This window comes from Desulfobacter sp. (genome assembly GCA_028768545.1).
Lineage (GTDB): Bacteria > Desulfobacterota > Desulfobacteria > Desulfobacterales > Desulfobacteraceae > Desulfobacter.
In genome coordinates this window covers 325,043-341,540 of sequence record CP054838.1, presented here as the reverse complement: position 1 = coordinate 341,540, position 16,498 = coordinate 325,043, and the positions used below count along the sequence as shown (strand labels likewise).

Sequence of the window (16,498 nt, the reverse complement as noted above, 5' to 3'; positions counted from 1 at the left end):
GGACTGTACATTGGAAAATCCCATGGCAAACCCAGGACGTTATTTTTTGTTTCCTTCGGGCTGGATGGGGCCTGTCACCATGATGGGGGAGGCATCGAGTTTTTCGGCAGCCATCAGGGAAACCACCCGTTCAAAGGCGCTTAGAATCATCATCTGTTCCCAGTCTTCTGTCTTTGAAAACCGGCTGGTAAAAACATCTTGAAGCGGAGAGGGGGTGTTTTTCATGATCTCCTGTCCGGCCGGGGTTAGGGAAAGGCCGACAGATCTTTTGTCATCTTCCCGTTTTTTTCTGGCAATCAGCCCCTTGCCCTCAAGGCGCTTGGAGATGTCCGTAACAGTGGCCTGGCTCAGGCTGGTGGTTTTTGACAGGGGGGTGATGGAGATCTGCCCGTGATTTGAAATTTCCTGGAGCACAACAAGCTGGGGACCGGTGATTCCGAATTTTTTATTCAGGGTTCTTGAATGAATATCAATGGCCTGGATGATTTTTCTCAGGGAAATCAGCAGTTCACGGCACCGTTGGTCATGAAGATCGTTTGTCAAGACTGTTTGCCTCTTAAATTGGGTTAGACGGTAATTTTAAATTATCTAAGCCCTATCTTAAACTAGTTGGTTTTTCCAGGCAATACATATAGTGATCTTAAAAAAATACAATGGGTACGATATATTATAAATTTATTAGTAATGATATAAAAAAAGCTTATCATTCTGATTTTATAGCTGTTTTATTTGTTTGGTCAAAGTATTTGACACCCGGGTATGGTTGACAAAATGCATCGTATTCAATATATTGTGCCCGTTGATGGTTTTGGTTTATCTCTTTTAAAGACCCATCTGCGCCATAGGTTTAACTTTTAGTTAAGGGAAATGAATGGATAAAATAGTCATTCGGAATTTATATAAAGTGTTTGGACCCGATCCCTCAAAAGCCATTAAGCTGTTGGAAGATGGCCTTGAAAAGGATGAGGTGTTTGAAAAAACAAAGATGACCGTTGGGGTCAACAATGCTGAATTTGCCATTCAGGAAGGGGAGATTTTTGTGATCATGGGGCTGTCCGGTTCGGGCAAGTCCACCATGGTGAGGATGATCAATCGCCTTATCGAGCCTTCTTCGGGCAGTGTGATCATCAATGGAAAAGATATCACCCAGATGAATCAGGATGACCTGGTCCAATTCCGGCTTAAGCATATGAGCATGGTCTTTCAATCCTTTGCCCTCATGCCCCATTTAACCGTTCTGGAAAATGCGGCCTTTGGTCTGGAACTGGCCGGTGAACCTGCCGGCAAGCGCAGGGAAAGGGCCATGGAAGCCTTGAAGCAGGTGGGCCTGGAAGGCTGGGAAAATCAATTGCCCAAACAGCTGTCCGGCGGCATGCAGCAGCGGGTGGGCCTGGCCAGGGGGTTGGCGGTGGATCCGGATATCATGCTCATGGATGAGGCCTTTTCCGCCCTGGATCCTTTGATCAGGACCGAGATGCAGGATGAATTGCTCAAACTCCAGGAAAACAACCGGAGAACCATTGTGTTTATTTCCCATGATTTGGACGAGGCCCTGCGCATCGGAGACCGGATCGCTATCATGGAAGGGGGACGGGTGGTCCAGGTGGGTACTCCCGAAGAGATTCTCCAGAATCCGGCTGATGATTATGTCCGCGCCTTTTTCCGGGGGGTGGACCCCACCAATGTGATCTGCGCCGGCGACATTGCCATTAAATCTTATCCCACCATCATTAAAACCAAACAAGGGGGGATTCGGGCCAGTCTCGAACTTCTCAATGCAAAGGACTATAGTTACGGGTATGTTCTGAATGCCGACCGCAAATTTCTCGGTGCCGTGTCCGTGGATTCTCTGGGCAAGGCCGTTGAAGAGGGCCGGGCTGAACAGCCCATTGATATCTGCTATCTGCCCGGGGTCAAGACCGTGAGCATAGAGGATAATATGCAGGAGATTCTGGCCGAGGTGGCCCAGCGGCCCTGGCCGGTGCCCGTGACCAATGGGGGAGACCGTTATATGGGGGTTGTTTCTAAAAACAGGTTTTTGAAAACCCTTCACAAATCAGACCAAAACGGCAACGGCAACTCATTGGCTACGGAGGCATCCCATGTTTGAAGACAAAGTGATCCCCTTAGATATTTGGATTTCCAATTTTGTGGAATGGCTGGTGGAAAATTACAGAGAGGTCTTTCAGATGATCAAATGGCCGGTGGAACAGACCCTGGTCAGTTTTGACACCGGCCTCAACGCCTTGCACCCCGTTATTATCATTGTTGCCCTGGCCCTGGTGGCCTGGAAATTTTCAGGCAAGAGCCTGGCTCTTTTTTCCATCATCGCCATGGTGCTCATCGGCCTTTTAGGCCTGTGGGAGGATACCATGACCACCTTGGCCATGGTCTTGTCTTCTGTGCTGTTCTGCTGCGTTGCAGGTGTCCCGCTGGGAATCGCCGCCGGGCGGAACGATCGGGTTCAAAAAGGGCTGCGTCCCTTTTTGGACGCCATGCAGACCACCCCCTCCTTTGTCTATTTGGTCCCCATTGTCATGCTTTTTTCCGTGGGCAACGTGGCAGGGGTTCTGGCCACCATCATCTTTGCCATGCCCCCCATTATCCGGCTGACCAGCCTGGGGATCCGGGGGGTGCATCCCGAGCTTGTGGAAGCGGCCCTGGCCTTTGGCGCCACCCGCTGGCAGGTCCTGGTCAAGGTCCAGGTGCCTTTGGCCATGCCTACCATCCTGGCCGGTTTGAACCAGACCATTATGATGGCCCTGGCCATGGTGGTTATTGCCGCCCTTATCGGGGCAGGCGGCTTGGGGTCCCCTGTGGTTCTGGGGCTTAACACTCTGGATATCGGCCTGGCAGTCATTGCCGGCTTGAGCATTGTCCTTCTGGCCATGGTTCTGGATAGAATTACCCAGTCCATGGCAGGGAAAAAATAAAGAAAGTCAAACAGGAAGATTAAATTTTAAACTCTTTAAGGAGACACTATGCGCGTAACAACCAGATTAACGGCCATTGCATGCATCCTCGTGATGATGGCAGCAACCTCTTTGTGGGCATCGGCAGATAAGCCTGGAAAGGGCATTACGGTTAAACCGGCCCGGGCCACATGGAACACGGGTTTTTTTCAGGAATCTTTGGTGAGAAAAGGCCTTGAAGCCATGGGGTATAAGGTGAAAAAAGCCAAAGATCTTGCAAACCCTATTTTTTATAAATCCGTTACCCTGGGTGATCTGGACTATTGGACAAACGGCTGGTTTCCCATGCATAATGCCCAGCTGCCCAAAAATTTTGATGAAAAAGCCGCCACTTACGGGTATGTGGTTAAATCCGGCGGCCTTCAGGGCTACCTGGTCTCCAAACGGGATGTTGAAAAATACAATATTAAGTCTTTGGATGATTTTAAGCGGGAAGAGGTTAAAAAAGCCTTTGATAAAAATAAAGACGGAAAAGCGGATCTCACCGCCTGTCCTCCGGGCTGGGGCTGTGAAAAAGTCATTGCCCATCACATGAAGGTCTATGACCTTGAAGATTCCATCAACCCGGTAAAAGCCTCTTATGAGGCCGGCATGGCTTCTGCCCTTGGCGCTTACAAAGCCGGTGATCCCATTTTTTTTTACACCTGGGCGCCCAACTGGACCATTTTTAAGCTTAAACCCAACCAGGATGTCATGTGGATCAATGTTCCCAAGACCATGCCCACTGAGGCCCAGGCACCTGATGTGGCCCAGATGACCCAGACCGGCATTGAAGGGGCGGTAACAGATCCGGTTGATCTGGGATTTGTGGTTGCTGATATCCGTATTGTGGCCAACAAGGAATTTACCAGAAAGAACCCGGCTGCCAAAAAGTTTTTTGAGCTTCTGGCCCTGCCCCTGGGAGATATTAACGAGCAGAACACCAAGATGAATGATGGTGAAAAATCACAAAAAGACATTGACCGTCATGCAGACGAGTGGATTGCCAAGAATAAGGTTCAATGGGACGCATGGATTGCAGAATCCATTAAGGCTGCCCAATAGTATTTCTGCATTTTAGAGTATCATATCAATGGAATACTCCCAGGCCCCGTCCCTGTCTTTTTAGATAGAGGCGGGGTTTTTTTTACAGTCCTGGTCCCAGAATCGTCTTTGTATTGAACTATACCCGTTCAGATACAATCCGTGAACAATCAAAACCGGGTGGCGGCTGCCCTGCCATGGTGCAGCAGGATATGAATTACCCCGTCCATGGCCGGTAAAAAGCAAGTACTAAAGAAGGTCAAATAGGAAAATTTAAGGTTAATTTTTTAAGGAGACATTATGCGCGTACCAACCAGACTAACGGCCATTGCATGCATCCTCGTGATGATGACAACAACCGCTTTGTGGGCATCGGAAGACAAGCCCGGCGAGGGCATTACGGTAAAACCGGCCCGGGCCACATGGAATACCGGATTTTTCCAGGAGGCTTTGGTAAGAAAAGGCCTTGAAGCCATGGGCTATAATGTGAAAAAAGCCAAAGATCTTCAAAACCCTATTTTTTATAAATCCGTTGCCTTAGGGGATGTGGACTATTGGACAAACGGCTGGTTTCCCAATCACAACAGTCAGCTGCCTGACAATTTTTATGACAAGGCAGATACCTACGGCTATGTGGTCAAGGCCGGCGGTCTGCAAGGGTATATGGTCTCCAAACGGGATGTTGAAAAATACAAGATCAAGTCTTTGGATGATTTTAAGCGGGAAGAGGTTAAAAAAGCCTTTGATAAAAATAAAGACGGAAAAGCAGATCTCACGGCCTGCCCTCCGGGCTGGGGCTGCGAAAACGTCATTGCCCATCACATGAAGGTCTATGACCTTGGGGATGCCATCAATCCGGTAAAAGCCTCCTATGAGGCAGGCATGGCCTCTGCCTTAGGGGCTTACAAAGCAGGCGAACCCATTTTCTTTTACACCTGGGCACCCAATTGGACCATTTTTAAACTCAAACCCAACCAGGATGTCATGTGGATCAATGTTCCCAAGACCATGCCCACGGCGGCCCAGAAAATTGCCGAGGACCGGATGACCCAATCCGGTATTGAGGGTGCCGTCTCTGATCCCGTTGATTTGGGATTCGTGGTTTCGGATATCCGTATCGTGGCCAACAAGACATTTACCCGAAAGAATCCGGCTGCTCAAAGGTTTTTTGAACTCCTGTCCCTGCCCCTGGCAGATATTAATGAGCAGAACACCAAGATGAATGATGGTGAAAAATCACAAAAAGACATTGACCGTCATGCAGATGAGTGGATTGCCAAAAACAAGGCCCAATGGGACGCATGGATTGCAGAATCCGTTAAGGCTGCCCAATAGTATTTCTGCCTTTTAGACTATCATATCAATGGACGACTTCCCCAAGCCCCGTTTCTGTCTTTTGCACAGAGACGGGGCTTTTTAACCCCCTGTGCTTATCCCGGTGTTGTGCTATATTGGTCCCCGCAGTGCCAGTTCTGCTGTCTGATCAGTGAAGGAGGGACCCATGAATATACAAAGCAGGTCAGAGATTTCTTCGGCCATACTCAGCCATGCAAAGGACATTGGCGCCTCCCTTGCTGGGTTTGCCTCGGTAAAAGCCCTCAAGTGCGCCCCTTCATTTACCTTTGCGCCACACATGCCTGTGACAGCATCAGAGCAGGAAACCTGGGAAAAGGATCTGGGTCTGCACCCCGGTGAAGTTGCCTGGCCCGAACAGGCCAAAATCCTTTTGGTCATTGGGCTGTCACATCCTGAAGATGAGCCGGAAATGGACTGGTGGCTCGGGTTGAAAAATCCTTCCGGCAACCGCAGGCTGATCAAAACGATCCAGGCCCTGGGCCCATGGATAGAAGAGACCTACGGCATAAAGACCTTTCATTTGCCCTATCGTGTGGAAAAAGGCGGTACCTATCTTAAGGATGCAGCCGTCCTGGCAGGAATGGGCTGTATCGGGAAAAACAATCTTCTGGTCACCCCGCAGTTCGGTCCCCGGATTCGCCTTAGGGCCATGACTCTGGACGTTGATCTGCCCTCCACCGGCCCTGTGAATTTTGATCCCTGTACCGGTTGTGAACAATTCTGTCGTAACGCATGCCCCCCAAACGCCTTTTCAACCCGGATTTATACGGCAGACGAGTATGATCAGTCCCAGCTTCCGGGCAGGGACGGCAGATTTTCCAGGCCTGGGTGCCAGGTCCAAATGGACTGGGATGAAAGGGAGCTGAAGGGGTGGGCAACGGATGGGGCAGACTCTGTTTTACCCACCATCAAATACTGCCGTAATTGTGAGCTGGCCTGTCCTGTGGGCAGGACAACCTAACCGCTGCTGAACCCGGGCCGGTGTTTTTTCGGTATGGGGGGGGATTGCCTTTGGATCCGGTGCATTTAAATAGACGCCTGCATCTGCAAAAGGGTTTCCAAAGGCAGGAAAAGTGACAAGGGCGTGTCAGGTAAGGGTATGAATCCAAATTTTTGGTAATATTTTTTTACTTTCTGGTTTTTTGAATCCACAAACAGTCCGGTAATACCGGCATTTTGTGAAATCTTTATTGTCCGGTAGATGGCATTTATCATCAAATACCTGCCGATCCCCTGATTTTGAAGGCCTTTGGCAACGGCCAGTCGGGCGATTTTTACGGCAGGGATATTTACTCTGTACTTTTTTGCAAATTTTTCAGGGAGTCTTTCAGCCTTAATTTCGAAAAGTGACAGGGTGAAAAAACCAAGAATTTCTTCCGGTATCTGCTTTGCCGTTAATACAAATGTTCTTGAGAGTCCCTTTTTAAGATTCTGGCGGGCAAGGTTTTTCAGAAATCCGTTTAGCTCCTCTTCTCCGCAGTCAAATCCGGCTCTATTATGTGAACGGTTGAGTTCCTCAAACCGATTCATTGCCGAATTCCTGCTGATACTCCCTGGCTGCCCGGATTAGCGCATTTTTGGGTTCCGGCGGGTTTTCAATGGCCTCAAATATGGTATGGGCATCATTGTAGCTCAGATTTAGCACCCGTTCCTTTTCCAGGATGTCACTGGCTTTTTCCAATGCAGACTGGACAACAAATTGATTTAAGGTCGATCCTGACAACTCTGCCGCCTTTATAAGCTTTTCATGCACATGAAACGGCATCCGGGTCTGAAATCTTTTTTCCACTCCAGCCATGGTCCCTCCTTTTACCCGTAAATTCTATTGGGCTTATTATAATGGATCTGTGCCATAATGGCAAGTGTTGTGGGTCAAAACTCCTTGAATATTCTTGCCAAAGGATGCCCTTTTGCCTCAATTACCAGATCGTTATAATATCCAAAGGCGGTTAAGGAGGCATCATAGCCGGCTTTGATCAGCCGGTCCCGGGCCTGTTCCAGGATCTGGCCGGCGGCGTCAGGATCGGCCTTGTCTTCTCCAAGATGGGTGAATGAATGGAGTAAAATTTTTGATACATCCCATTTGCGGGCCAGCCATTTGGCATTTTTCACCAGTTTGGTTTCAGAGGAATTTCCCTTTTCAAGGTCCCTGGGTTCAACATGAACAAAGGCCACCACAACCTCATCCGCCGCATTGGGCCCGGATTCCGGAACCTGTTCAAGGCTTTTGATGGTCGGGGTCCAGGCAAATGTGTCACAATACCAGAATAATACTCTCATTATCGATGTCCTTTTTGGGGTTAAGGCAAATCATTCAGGGCTGCATAATACAATCATTGTGCATGAAAAAAAGCAAGCAGAGGAAGGGCCTGGAGGATACTCTATTAATCAATAGGTCTGTACCCCATGTTTCAATAATAATTTGGGTAGAACATCAACCTATCTTTATCCTCTGTGGAAAAGGATTTAAAGATAGGTGTCATGAATTCTAATAGCATCGTACCATTTTGGTGAGATTATAGACGACTATCCCTAAAATAGGATATTGATCATCATATTCCTTTTCCAGAAGAATATCCTCGTATTCCGGGTTGTCTGACTTGAAAATCCAGTGGTTTTCAGATTCTGAGATTCTTTTGACGGCAACCTCTCCGGCGTTTAAGGCTGAAAAATCACCCATGATGACTATGGGATGATTTTCCTGGCGGTGCCGGTGGTATTCGCAGACAAGATAATCCCCCTTTATTATGGTGGGTTCCATTGAATCTCCTGCAACACGGACCAGAAAGCGGCGGTCATTGCACAAGGCGTCAGGAAGCTCAATCCATTGAAGATCAGCGTCAGCATTCTTAAGATCATGGATATCAAATCCCCTGAACGGCTCTCCTGCTGCGATGTCTCCCACAAGGGGCAGGGCTGTTTTAAACCTGGCGGTTCTGATCTTTTTAAATTCAAGAATCCTGATATTTTCCCGGGCAGGCATCTTTATATCTTTTTCTTGAGCTTCTGCCGGAATCATCCATTTTTGCCGCAGGTCCAGTTCATTGGGCAGTCCGTCCAGATCTTTGTAATAATGAATCAGGCTTTTGAAATATGTGTTTTTTAGTCGGCCCAGATCTTTTTTGTTATTGATTTTTGTCCATAGATTATTGGAAAAAGAGATGTGGTTGAGATCTTTACAATGGTATATGAACCGCTTTCGTTCGAATTTCTCAAAGGGATTTTGCAGCAGACTTCTTTTTATTATTACCATATCATCCAGAGTTTCCTCCTGGATGTAGGGGCAGTTGGCTCGGTCTACTTTGATTTTTTTTCCAAGGCGGAATCTGTAAAAATCAGTATACTCCCTGAGAAGGTCGTCTAAATGGCATTCTCCGTTATGGTCGACCACTTTGAGCATTGAAAGGAGCATCACCATTTTATAGGACATTGAAAAATCATCTTTGTCAATAAATTCAAAAAAGTCATTGTGCTGAGTGGTTTCATCATGCCGTTTTAATTGGAGATCTTTGATGATCTGCTCTATTTGATCCAAAGCAAAATAATTTATTTTCTGGCGGCCCACGGGTATGGTGACTTTGGGTTTTATTTTACCTTTTTTAACCCAGGCTTTGACGGTTCCCGTGGAGACGAATAACTCCCGGGCCATTTGTTCATCATCAATATGATCGGGATATTTATTTTCAAAGGTAAAAATGTTGATATGCTCGATTGTCCGTTCCTGCTCGTACAGCCCGGCTAAAATAATTTCTTCTTTTGAATATGAATTTTGCTTCCCATTGAGCATGCTGCCCCAGGGCATATAGTCTGAAATGCCCAATAGCGCATGTATTGACCATGGCCTATTGGTGAATCCTCCCAACCCCCCGTAATTATCCACCACATCAATGACATAAAGAGCTTCCTTTTCGGGGTGGATCCTTGTCCCCCGGCCCAATTGCTGGGTATACAGGACTTTGGACATGGTCGGGCGGGCCATGACAATAATAGATGTCTGGGGGGAATCCCACCCTTCATTCAACAGGGAGCAGGTGGCCAGAAATTGAGTTCTTCCTTTCTGGTACTCCTGGATATATGATTCGGATTGGTTGTCTTTGCCGCTGACGGCCATGGCTGATATTCCATGTTTTTTCATCAGCTTTGCCATGGTGACTCAGTGATGTCCGGTTAGGTTTTTGCTTGCTCAATAATTTTTTGATCTTTGACAATATTGTCCCTGTTTGAACTATGAGGGTTCTGTTGCAAAAAATTATTAATGTCTGATACAAGTCCGTTTTGGCACTAATTTGTTTGCAGAGAGATAGTATGAAAAATGAAAACCCTTTCAAGTGGCGTCATTATGAAAAAGAAATCATCCTGTTGAATGTTCGCTGGTATCTGAGATATCAACTGAGTTACAGGAATCTGGAAGAGATGATGCAAGAACGGGGCTTGTCTGTGGATCACAGTACCATTTACCGATGGGTTCAGCGCTATGCTCCTGAAATGGAAAAGCGAAGCAGGAAGTATCTGCGGCAATCAAATGATTCTTACCGTATTGATGAAACATATATCAAGGTGCGGGGGAAAATGAAGTATCTTTACCGAGCGGTCGATTCCCGTGGAAATACCATCGATTTTCTTCTTCGCAGCAGACGTAATATGGAATCTGCCAAACGATTTTTTAAAAAGATGCTGCGAGCTTCCAATAGCTCCAGACCTCGGGTTCTGAGTGTTGACGGAAATCCTGCATATCCTCCGGCTGTAAAGGCTTTGAAAGAAAAAAAGCTTCTGAATAAGGACTGTATCCTAAGACAGAATAAATATCTGAACAATATTATTGAGCAAGACCACCGGTTTATCAAAAAGCTTGTCAGAGCTGGTATGGGGTTCAAGACATTTCATTCTGCCTGGCGGACGCTAAAAGGCTATGAAATTATGAACATGATCAGAAAAGGACAAGTTAAAAATATCAGGAAGGGAGAAATTTTAAAGCAGAAAGAATTCGTCGAAAATCTGTTTTCTTATGCTGCGTAAATTTTACGCCTGAACGATCTCTTTGTCCTGGAAATATTTTTTGCAACAGAACCCCGGGAAATATCCATTGTCACTCAATGGCGGTTTATATCCGACAATGAATACGTTGACCCGGTTCAAAACCACACCAAAGACAATCAAAGATGCCGCAGTAAAGAGACCTCTTCTGGAATTTCTGACCCGGTCAACGAGCAGCATTACCCAGGGCACCATTACGCCTAAAAGTATCTCCACAATAAAGGAATTGGTTTGATGGGTCCCGTCCAGAAGATAGACATAGGTGCCCCTGTAAACCATATCCCCAAGTTTGAGAAACATATAAATGTCCAAAAGGAAAATAGTAATCCGTGTCAAAGGCGCCAGAATGCTCATCTCTGAATCCAGCTTAAACGAAGCAGTCACAAGGGTTGTTTCAAAAACCACCATGGGATATCCCACGGCAAAGGCCGAGGTAAGAAACAAAAGGGGCAACATCGGTGTATACCACAACGGATGCAGCTTGGTCGGCGCCACCAGCATGAGAGAGCCCAGACTTGATTGATGCATACAGGACAGGACAACCCCTAAAATGATAAACACCCACATGATTTTACCCATGACAGCGTCCCCCACTTTCAATATCATCTCCGTAAGATCGTTGAACGAAGAAAGAACGCCCGGAAGGTTAACCCTTCCCTTGAACTGTTCTGCAACAATGGGAAAAAATTCAAAATAGAGCACATGGAGATAGACCATCACACACATGGCCACTTCAAAAAGCACTGAATTGGTATTCCAGTTGAATATGGGTTTCCAGATGGCCCAGGAACGCCCGATATCCACCAAAAGTCCCAGAACAACAAAGGTATACCCCAAAACAGCCGTTAAAAGTGCCGGCCGGGTAATGGGGTTCATAATAATGTTTGCCTGCAATATGGGCCAAAGCAGCCGTGGTGAACCCGCCGGCTGCCAGGGCAACACCGGTGGCCACATCAACTCCCACCCACAGTCCCCAGGGCCTGGCATTGGTCAGGTTAGTGACATAGCCGATGCCGCCGGTAAACCGTGCAACGATGGCAACGGCTCCTGCAATCATAAAAACCAGCATGACAAGGACACCGGGGCTCCAGAAGGGCCGGTGTAACGGACTTGATTTATGCTCCATCAGGCACCTCCTTTATTTTTTGGCTCTTCCTCAGCTTTGTTTGATTTATACATGAACACCCCCAGAACGCTGAAAAGTGCGATGGGCGACCATAGATAGCTGAACAGCGAATGCTGTATGGTTTCGGATAGTTTGGGTGACGGTTTATCCGGTAATGCGGGCAAATTTACTCGTTCAAAGGGCACAGAAGAAATATAAAGCCAGGATGTTCCGCCCACCTCTCGTTCACCATACACATGATCAATGTATACCCCTGGATTTTCCCTGAGCCTTTTTTTGGTTACCCTTAAAAGAGAGGCTCGCTTGCCAAAAGTTATGGCCTCGGTGGGACAAATGGTGGCACAGCCGGGAATCCCGCCATCCTTGGAAATCCTGTCGTAACAAAAGTTACATTTCATCACCCTGGGTGTGATGGGATCGGCATATTCATAGGCGGGTATTTCAAAGGGACAGGCCACCATGCAATATCGACAGCCAATACATTTATCCACATCATACCTGACACTGCCCGTGTCATCCTTGGTCAATGCCCCGACAATGCAGGCCGGGTCCTGGCAATGCATGCACTGAACCTTGGCATAGGTTGGAAGCGGTTTGTCAAAACGATCCAGTTGACCTGTAAAATACCGGTTGACCACAGTATATGCCTTGTGGTCCGGCCTTCTTTTTTTGTCAAAAATCGTACATTGACAATTGACCCGTTCCGGTGCGGGCAGGCCATTGACCTGGGCACAGGCTTCCTCACATTTGCGGCAGCCAACGCACCGGGTCAGGTCCACCAGGCATCCGTAAGGATCAGGCGGCGCCTTTGATTCCCAGGCATCGGCAGATGATGGCAAGGCCGTAACTGAGGCGCTGGCGGCTCCCATGAATTTAAAAAAATTTCGCCTACTGAGTTGCATTCTACCTCCCATGTAAAAATATATTAAAACGATTTCTCGGCCCCTTTTTTATGCCAAGACAGATGTAATCATCCCTGTTTTTTGTATAAACGATTTCATCATTGGAGCGTTTTACAATCGTTCTCAAATCCTGCACCACATCAACATCTTCAATAAACACCTCAAGAACATCTCCTTTTTCCATGGATTTAAGACAATTCTTACATTTGAGCAGGTTAAGGGGCAAAATCACCCCCCTGAGATCCACTATATGTTTTGCTGTCATTAAAACCCCAAGTGTTAAAATGTAAAAATTATAAAGGTTATTTGCAACAGGTGTGCCCTGTACAACGCTGATAATCGCTCCCTTTATAACCATCTGTTTTTATGGATCAATTATTTGGATATACAACCAAGGCTTGACGATTTGCCCGCTTAATAGTATTTAAACATATGTTTAAATACTCCATAAAGGAGCGGGCCAGTGAAAGACCACGAGATGAACATCTTCTGGAAGAAGATCGTGAATACCATAAATGACGGTCTCATGCTTATCGGTCCCGAGGGTTCCATTTTAATGGTCAACAAAGCCTTTGAAAGGCTTACCGGGTATACATCCGAACAAGCCATTGGCATGTCCTGCCAGATGCTGGGATGTGATGCATGCGAACAGACCCTGCAGACCGCCAAAGAATCAGTATGGTGCAAATTATTTGAAAAAGGCCAAAAAGACATGATAAAATGCTGTTGCCTGATCAAATGCAGGGACGGAAATTTTGTACCGGTCTTAAAAAATGCCGCTATATTATGGGACGACAACCAGACAGCCCTTGGTGTTGTGGAAACGCTAACCGATATTTCCGAACTTACCCAATTGGATGAAAAGGTCCATATTCTTACCAGGCAATGTGACAGGGACGCTGATTTTTTAGGTCTTGTGGGCAAATCACCTGAAATGCTGAAGGTTTTTGATATGATCCGAAAAGCATCCGAGAGCAACGCCCCTGTTATCATCCTTGGAGAAAGCGGTACAGGCAAGGAATTGGTGGCAAATGCCATCCATTTATGCGGTGGAAAAAAAAACAAACCCTTTATTCAGCTCAACTGTGCCGCATTAAATGAATCCGTCCTTGAAAGCGAATTGTTCGGCCACGTTAAAGGTGCATTCACCGGTGCCTACAGCAATCGTATCGGTAGATTTGAGGCTGCCAACCAAGGGGATTTTTTCCTGGATGAAATCGGCGATATTCCCTTGTCCATTCAGACCAAGCGGTTCTGTTGCAAAAAATATTTCCAGGACAAAGAGATCGTTCAGGCGTAAAATTTACGCAGCATAAGAAAACAGATTTTCGACGAATTCTTTCTGCTTTAAAATTTCTCCCTTCCTGATATTTTTAACTTGTCCTTTTCTGATCATGTTCATAATTTCATAGCCTTTTAGCGTCCGCCAGGCAGAATGAAATGTCTTGAACCCCATACCAGCTCTGACAAGCTTTTTGATAAACCGGTGGTCTTGCTCAATAATATTGTTCAGATATTTATTCTGTCTTAGGATACAGTCCTTATTCAGAAGCTTTTTTTCTTTCAAAGCCTTTACTGCCGGAGGATATGCAGGATTTCCGTCAACACTCAGAACCCGAGGTCTGGAGCTATTGGAAGCTCGCAGCATCTTTTTAAAAAATCGTTTGGCAGATTCCATATTACGTCTGCTGCGAAGAAGAAAATCGATGGTATTTCCACGGGAATCGACCGCTCGGTAAAGATACTTCATTTTCCCCCGCACCTTGATATATGTTTCATCAATACGGTAAGAATCATTTGATTGCCGCAGATACTTCCTGCTTCGCTTTTCCATTTCAGGAGCATAGCGCTGAACCCATCGGTAAATGGTACTGTGATCCACAGACAAGCCCCGTTCTTGCATCATCTCTTCCAGATTCCTGTAACTCAGTTGATATATCAGATACCAGCGAACATTCAACAGGATGATTTCTTTTTCATAATGACGCCACTTGAAAGGGTTTTCATTTTTCATACTATCTCTCTGCAAACAAATTAGTGCCAAAACGGACTTGTATCAGACATTAATAATTTTTTGCAACAGAACCTTTCCCGGCCCTGGGAGAAATTCTGGTCACTTTAGGGCTTATTGCAACCTTGATGTTTATTTATAGATTTGTTGTGACCTATCTGCCTGTTCTACAGGCCCCCAAGGAGGTGTCTTCGTGATAAAGAGAAAAATAAAGAAAATTATTTTTTTGGCTGGCCTTGGGATTTTGACGACTGCCCTGTGTATGGCAGAGGTCTGGAAGGCCCCGGATCAGGAACGAGCAAAGCAAAGGGCTAAACAGGTCGTTCCCTTTATCAAGGAATACAAGGACGACTGCATGGTAAATAGACGGATGTGTCTGCTGGATGCCGGCATTTCCTTAGATAATGTTCAAGATACTTATTTTTTGCTGAACAGTCCAATTATCAAGGAGCGCGAAGACCATTACGAGCCTGTCAGATTTTCCCATAAACGCCATGCAGCTCTCACCAATGATTGCAGCAAATGCCATCATTTTCGGCCAAAGGATGAAGCGGCATTGGAAACAACACGGTGCTCGGCCTGTCATCAGGACTCTTTTAATCCGGATCATCCTGAACGGATCGGCCTTAAGGCGGCCTATCATCAGCAGTGTATCGAATGCCATCAGGAAAAAGCCAAGGGACCTGTGGGCTGCAAGGGATGCCATTTACAAAATGTTCCCGATCACAAGGAGTTGGTCGAGCTGCCGGATAACCCGGATCCATTCCAGGTGACAGCCGAATGTCAGCGCTGTCATGATGCCCAGGCCCAAGACATGCTGACCACAGCCCACTGGCTGTGGAAAGGGCCCTCTCCCTATACAACGGGGCATAGAAAGGACGTCATGCACGGCAAGGGCACAACCGCCCTGAACAACTACTGAATTAGTCCCATAAGCAACGAGGCTCGTTGCACAAGTTGTCATGCAGGATATGGTTGGAAAGACGATAGTTTCGATTTTAGTGATAAGACCAAAATGGATTGTCTGGTTTGCCATGATACCACGGGCAAGTATAAAAAACCCGGGCCGGATGCCGGCATGCCGGCAAAGGATATTGATTTAAAATTTATTGCCCAGAATGTGGGGCATTCAAGCCGTGCCAGCTGCGGTTCCTGCCACTTTAATGGTGGGGGCGGAGATGCGGTTAAACATGCGGATCTGTCACGCCAGCTCTTGGAGCCCAGCAGAAACTATGACGTTCATATGGGGGGATATGATTTTACCTGTGCGGAATGTCATGAAACAAGAAATCACAAGATTGCGGGCAGAAGCTCATCCGTCCCGGTTGCCGAAGGCGAGGTCACCTGCCAGCAATGTCATTCTAAGGAACCCCATTATTGCGGCAGCGTCATGGATCACCATTTAAATGAGCATGCAAAAACCCTTGACTGTAATGTCTGCCATGCACCGGTTTATGCAAAATGCAAACCCACCAAGACCTGGTGGGACTGGTCCAAGGCAGGGGATAAAAACCGCAAGCCCAAAAAAGACAAATACGGCAAGCCCGATTATAACAAGAAAAAAGGTGAATTTAAATGGGACGAGTCTGTGGTCCCCACCTATGCCTGGGATTCAGGGTATATGAAACGGGTGCTCATGGGGGATAAGGTTGATCTCAACGCTGATATTATTAATATTACCGAGCCTGTGGGATCCATCAACGATCCTGGCTCCAAGATTGTTCCTTTTAAAATAATGAAGGCTGTCCAGGCAATTGATGCGGATCATGAGGTGATGCCCAAGGAGATGGCCTTATCATGTGTCCAGTGCCATGACAGCCTTGCAGGTGATAAAACCTGTAACCGCTGCCACCAGGACAACCGAAACGTTGATTTTAAAAAGGTCGCCCATAAAGGAACCGATTTTTCCTATATGAAATCCCAGGGACGGGATGTGGATGAGTTGATCAATAAAACCGATTATATTGATTTTAAGGGTCTGGGATATAAAGGAGATCCCATTATCCATGGCGGTCGTTTCAAAAAACTGCCCATGGGCTATGAAAAACATAATGAATAAATAATGTATTCATTA

15 protein-coding genes and 2 pseudogenes are annotated in these 16,498 nt (G+C 46.6%); 8 read left to right on the top strand and 9 right to left on the bottom strand.

Features of this window, described 5'->3' with window-relative positions; translation table 11 throughout:
- Positions 1 to 39 precede the first annotated feature (39 nt).
- Entirely contained in the window at positions 40 to 504 is a 465-nt protein-coding gene (locus tag HUN05_01565; GenBank protein WDP87878.1) for a MarR family transcriptional regulator, read from the bottom strand.
- Positions 505 to 871: 367 nt separating this feature from the next.
- Between HUN05_01565 and proV the strand changes: the two genes are divergently transcribed.
- From proV to HUN05_01540, 5 genes are all read left to right on the top strand, one after another.
- On the top strand, positions 872 to 2,110 hold the full coding sequence (proV, locus tag HUN05_01560) for a glycine betaine/L-proline ABC transporter ATP-binding protein ProV (protein ID WDP84007.1): 1,239 nt from the start codon (positions 872 to 874) through the stop codon (positions 2,108 to 2,110).
- Entirely contained in the window at positions 2,103 to 2,933 is an 831-nt protein-coding gene (locus tag HUN05_01555) for a proline/glycine betaine ABC transporter permease (GenBank protein ID WDP84006.1), read from the top strand. The genes proV and HUN05_01555 overlap by 8 nt, the downstream gene beginning before the upstream one ends.
- Positions 2,934 to 2,981: 48 nt before the next feature.
- Positions 2,982 to 4,016 (top strand): glycine betaine/L-proline ABC transporter substrate-binding protein ProX, encoded by a 1,035-nt coding sequence (proX, locus tag HUN05_01550; protein WDP84005.1) that lies wholly within the window; start codon positions 2,982 to 2,984, stop codon positions 4,014 to 4,016.
- 279 nt (positions 4,017 to 4,295) lie between these two features.
- Entirely contained in the window at positions 4,296 to 5,330 is a 1,035-nt protein-coding gene (gene proX, locus HUN05_01545) for a glycine betaine/L-proline ABC transporter substrate-binding protein ProX (GenBank protein WDP84004.1), read from the top strand.
- A gap of 166 nt (positions 5,331 to 5,496) precedes the next feature.
- Entirely contained in the window at positions 5,497 to 6,312 is an 816-nt protein-coding gene (locus HUN05_01540; protein ID WDP84003.1) for an epoxyqueuosine reductase, read from the top strand.
- A 65-nt stretch (positions 6,313 to 6,377) separates the two neighbouring features.
- Here the strand turns inward: HUN05_01540 and HUN05_01535 are convergent, their stop codons facing one another.
- From HUN05_01535 to HUN05_01520, 4 genes are all read right to left on the bottom strand, one after another.
- Positions 6,378 to 6,881 (bottom strand): GNAT family N-acetyltransferase, encoded by a 504-nt coding sequence (locus tag HUN05_01535; protein WDP84002.1) that lies wholly within the window; start codon positions 6,879 to 6,881, stop codon positions 6,378 to 6,380.
- On the bottom strand, positions 6,868 to 7,149 hold the full coding sequence (locus HUN05_01530; protein WDP84001.1) for a DUF1778 domain-containing protein: 282 nt from the start codon (positions 7,147 to 7,149) through the stop codon (positions 6,868 to 6,870). The genes HUN05_01535 and HUN05_01530 overlap by 14 nt, the downstream gene beginning before the upstream one ends.
- A gap of 74 nt (positions 7,150 to 7,223) precedes the next feature.
- On the bottom strand, positions 7,224 to 7,631 hold the full coding sequence (locus HUN05_01525; GenBank protein WDP84000.1) for a hypothetical protein: 408 nt from the start codon (positions 7,629 to 7,631) through the stop codon (positions 7,224 to 7,226).
- A gap of 208 nt (positions 7,632 to 7,839) precedes the next feature.
- A complete protein-coding gene (locus HUN05_01520; protein ID WDP83999.1) occupies positions 7,840 to 9,486 on the bottom strand; it encodes a hypothetical protein in 1,647 nt (548 codons plus the stop codon).
- Positions 9,487 to 9,656: 170 nt separating this feature from the next.
- Here HUN05_01520 and HUN05_01515 point away from each other — a divergent pair, with 170 nt between their 5' ends.
- Entirely contained in the window at positions 9,657 to 10,367 is a 711-nt protein-coding gene (locus HUN05_01515; protein ID WDP83998.1) for an IS6 family transposase, read from the top strand.
- A gap of 3 nt (positions 10,368 to 10,370) precedes the next feature.
- On the opposite strand, the pseudogene hybB reads toward HUN05_01515, so the two are convergent.
- The 3 genes and pseudogenes from hybB to HUN05_01500 all read right to left on the bottom strand — a co-directional run bounded on the left by hybB (position 10,371) and on the right by HUN05_01500 (position 12,678).
- Positions 10,371 to 11,511: pseudogene (hybB, locus tag HUN05_01510) on the bottom strand (Ni/Fe-hydrogenase cytochrome b subunit).
- Entirely contained in the window at positions 11,511 to 12,413 is a 903-nt protein-coding gene (locus HUN05_01505) for a 4Fe-4S dicluster domain-containing protein (GenBank protein WDP83997.1), read from the bottom strand. Before HUN05_01505 ends, hybB begins: the two are co-directional and overlap by 1 nt.
- 1 nt (position 12,414) lies before the next feature.
- Positions 12,415 to 12,678, bottom strand: coding sequence for a sulfurtransferase TusA family protein (locus tag HUN05_01500; GenBank protein ID WDP87877.1), 264 nt, complete (start codon positions 12,676 to 12,678; stop codon positions 12,415 to 12,417).
- A 198-nt stretch (positions 12,679 to 12,876) separates the two neighbouring features.
- On the opposite strand from HUN05_01500, the pseudogene HUN05_01495 reads away from it, so the two are divergent.
- Positions 12,877 to 13,662: pseudogene (locus HUN05_01495) on the top strand (sigma 54-interacting transcriptional regulator).
- Between the two features lie 54 nt (positions 13,663 to 13,716).
- On the opposite strand, the gene HUN05_01490 reads toward HUN05_01495, so the two are convergent.
- On the bottom strand, positions 13,717 to 14,427 hold the full coding sequence (locus HUN05_01490) for an IS6 family transposase (protein WDP83996.1): 711 nt from the start codon (positions 14,425 to 14,427) through the stop codon (positions 13,717 to 13,719).
- 259 nt (positions 14,428 to 14,686) lie between these two features.
- On the opposite strand from HUN05_01490, the gene HUN05_01485 reads away from it, so the two are divergent.
- Positions 14,687 to 16,483, top strand: coding sequence for a tetrathionate reductase family octaheme c-type cytochrome (locus tag HUN05_01485; protein ID WDP87876.1), 1,797 nt, complete (start codon positions 14,687 to 14,689; stop codon positions 16,481 to 16,483).
- Positions 16,484 to 16,498 lie beyond the last annotated feature (15 nt).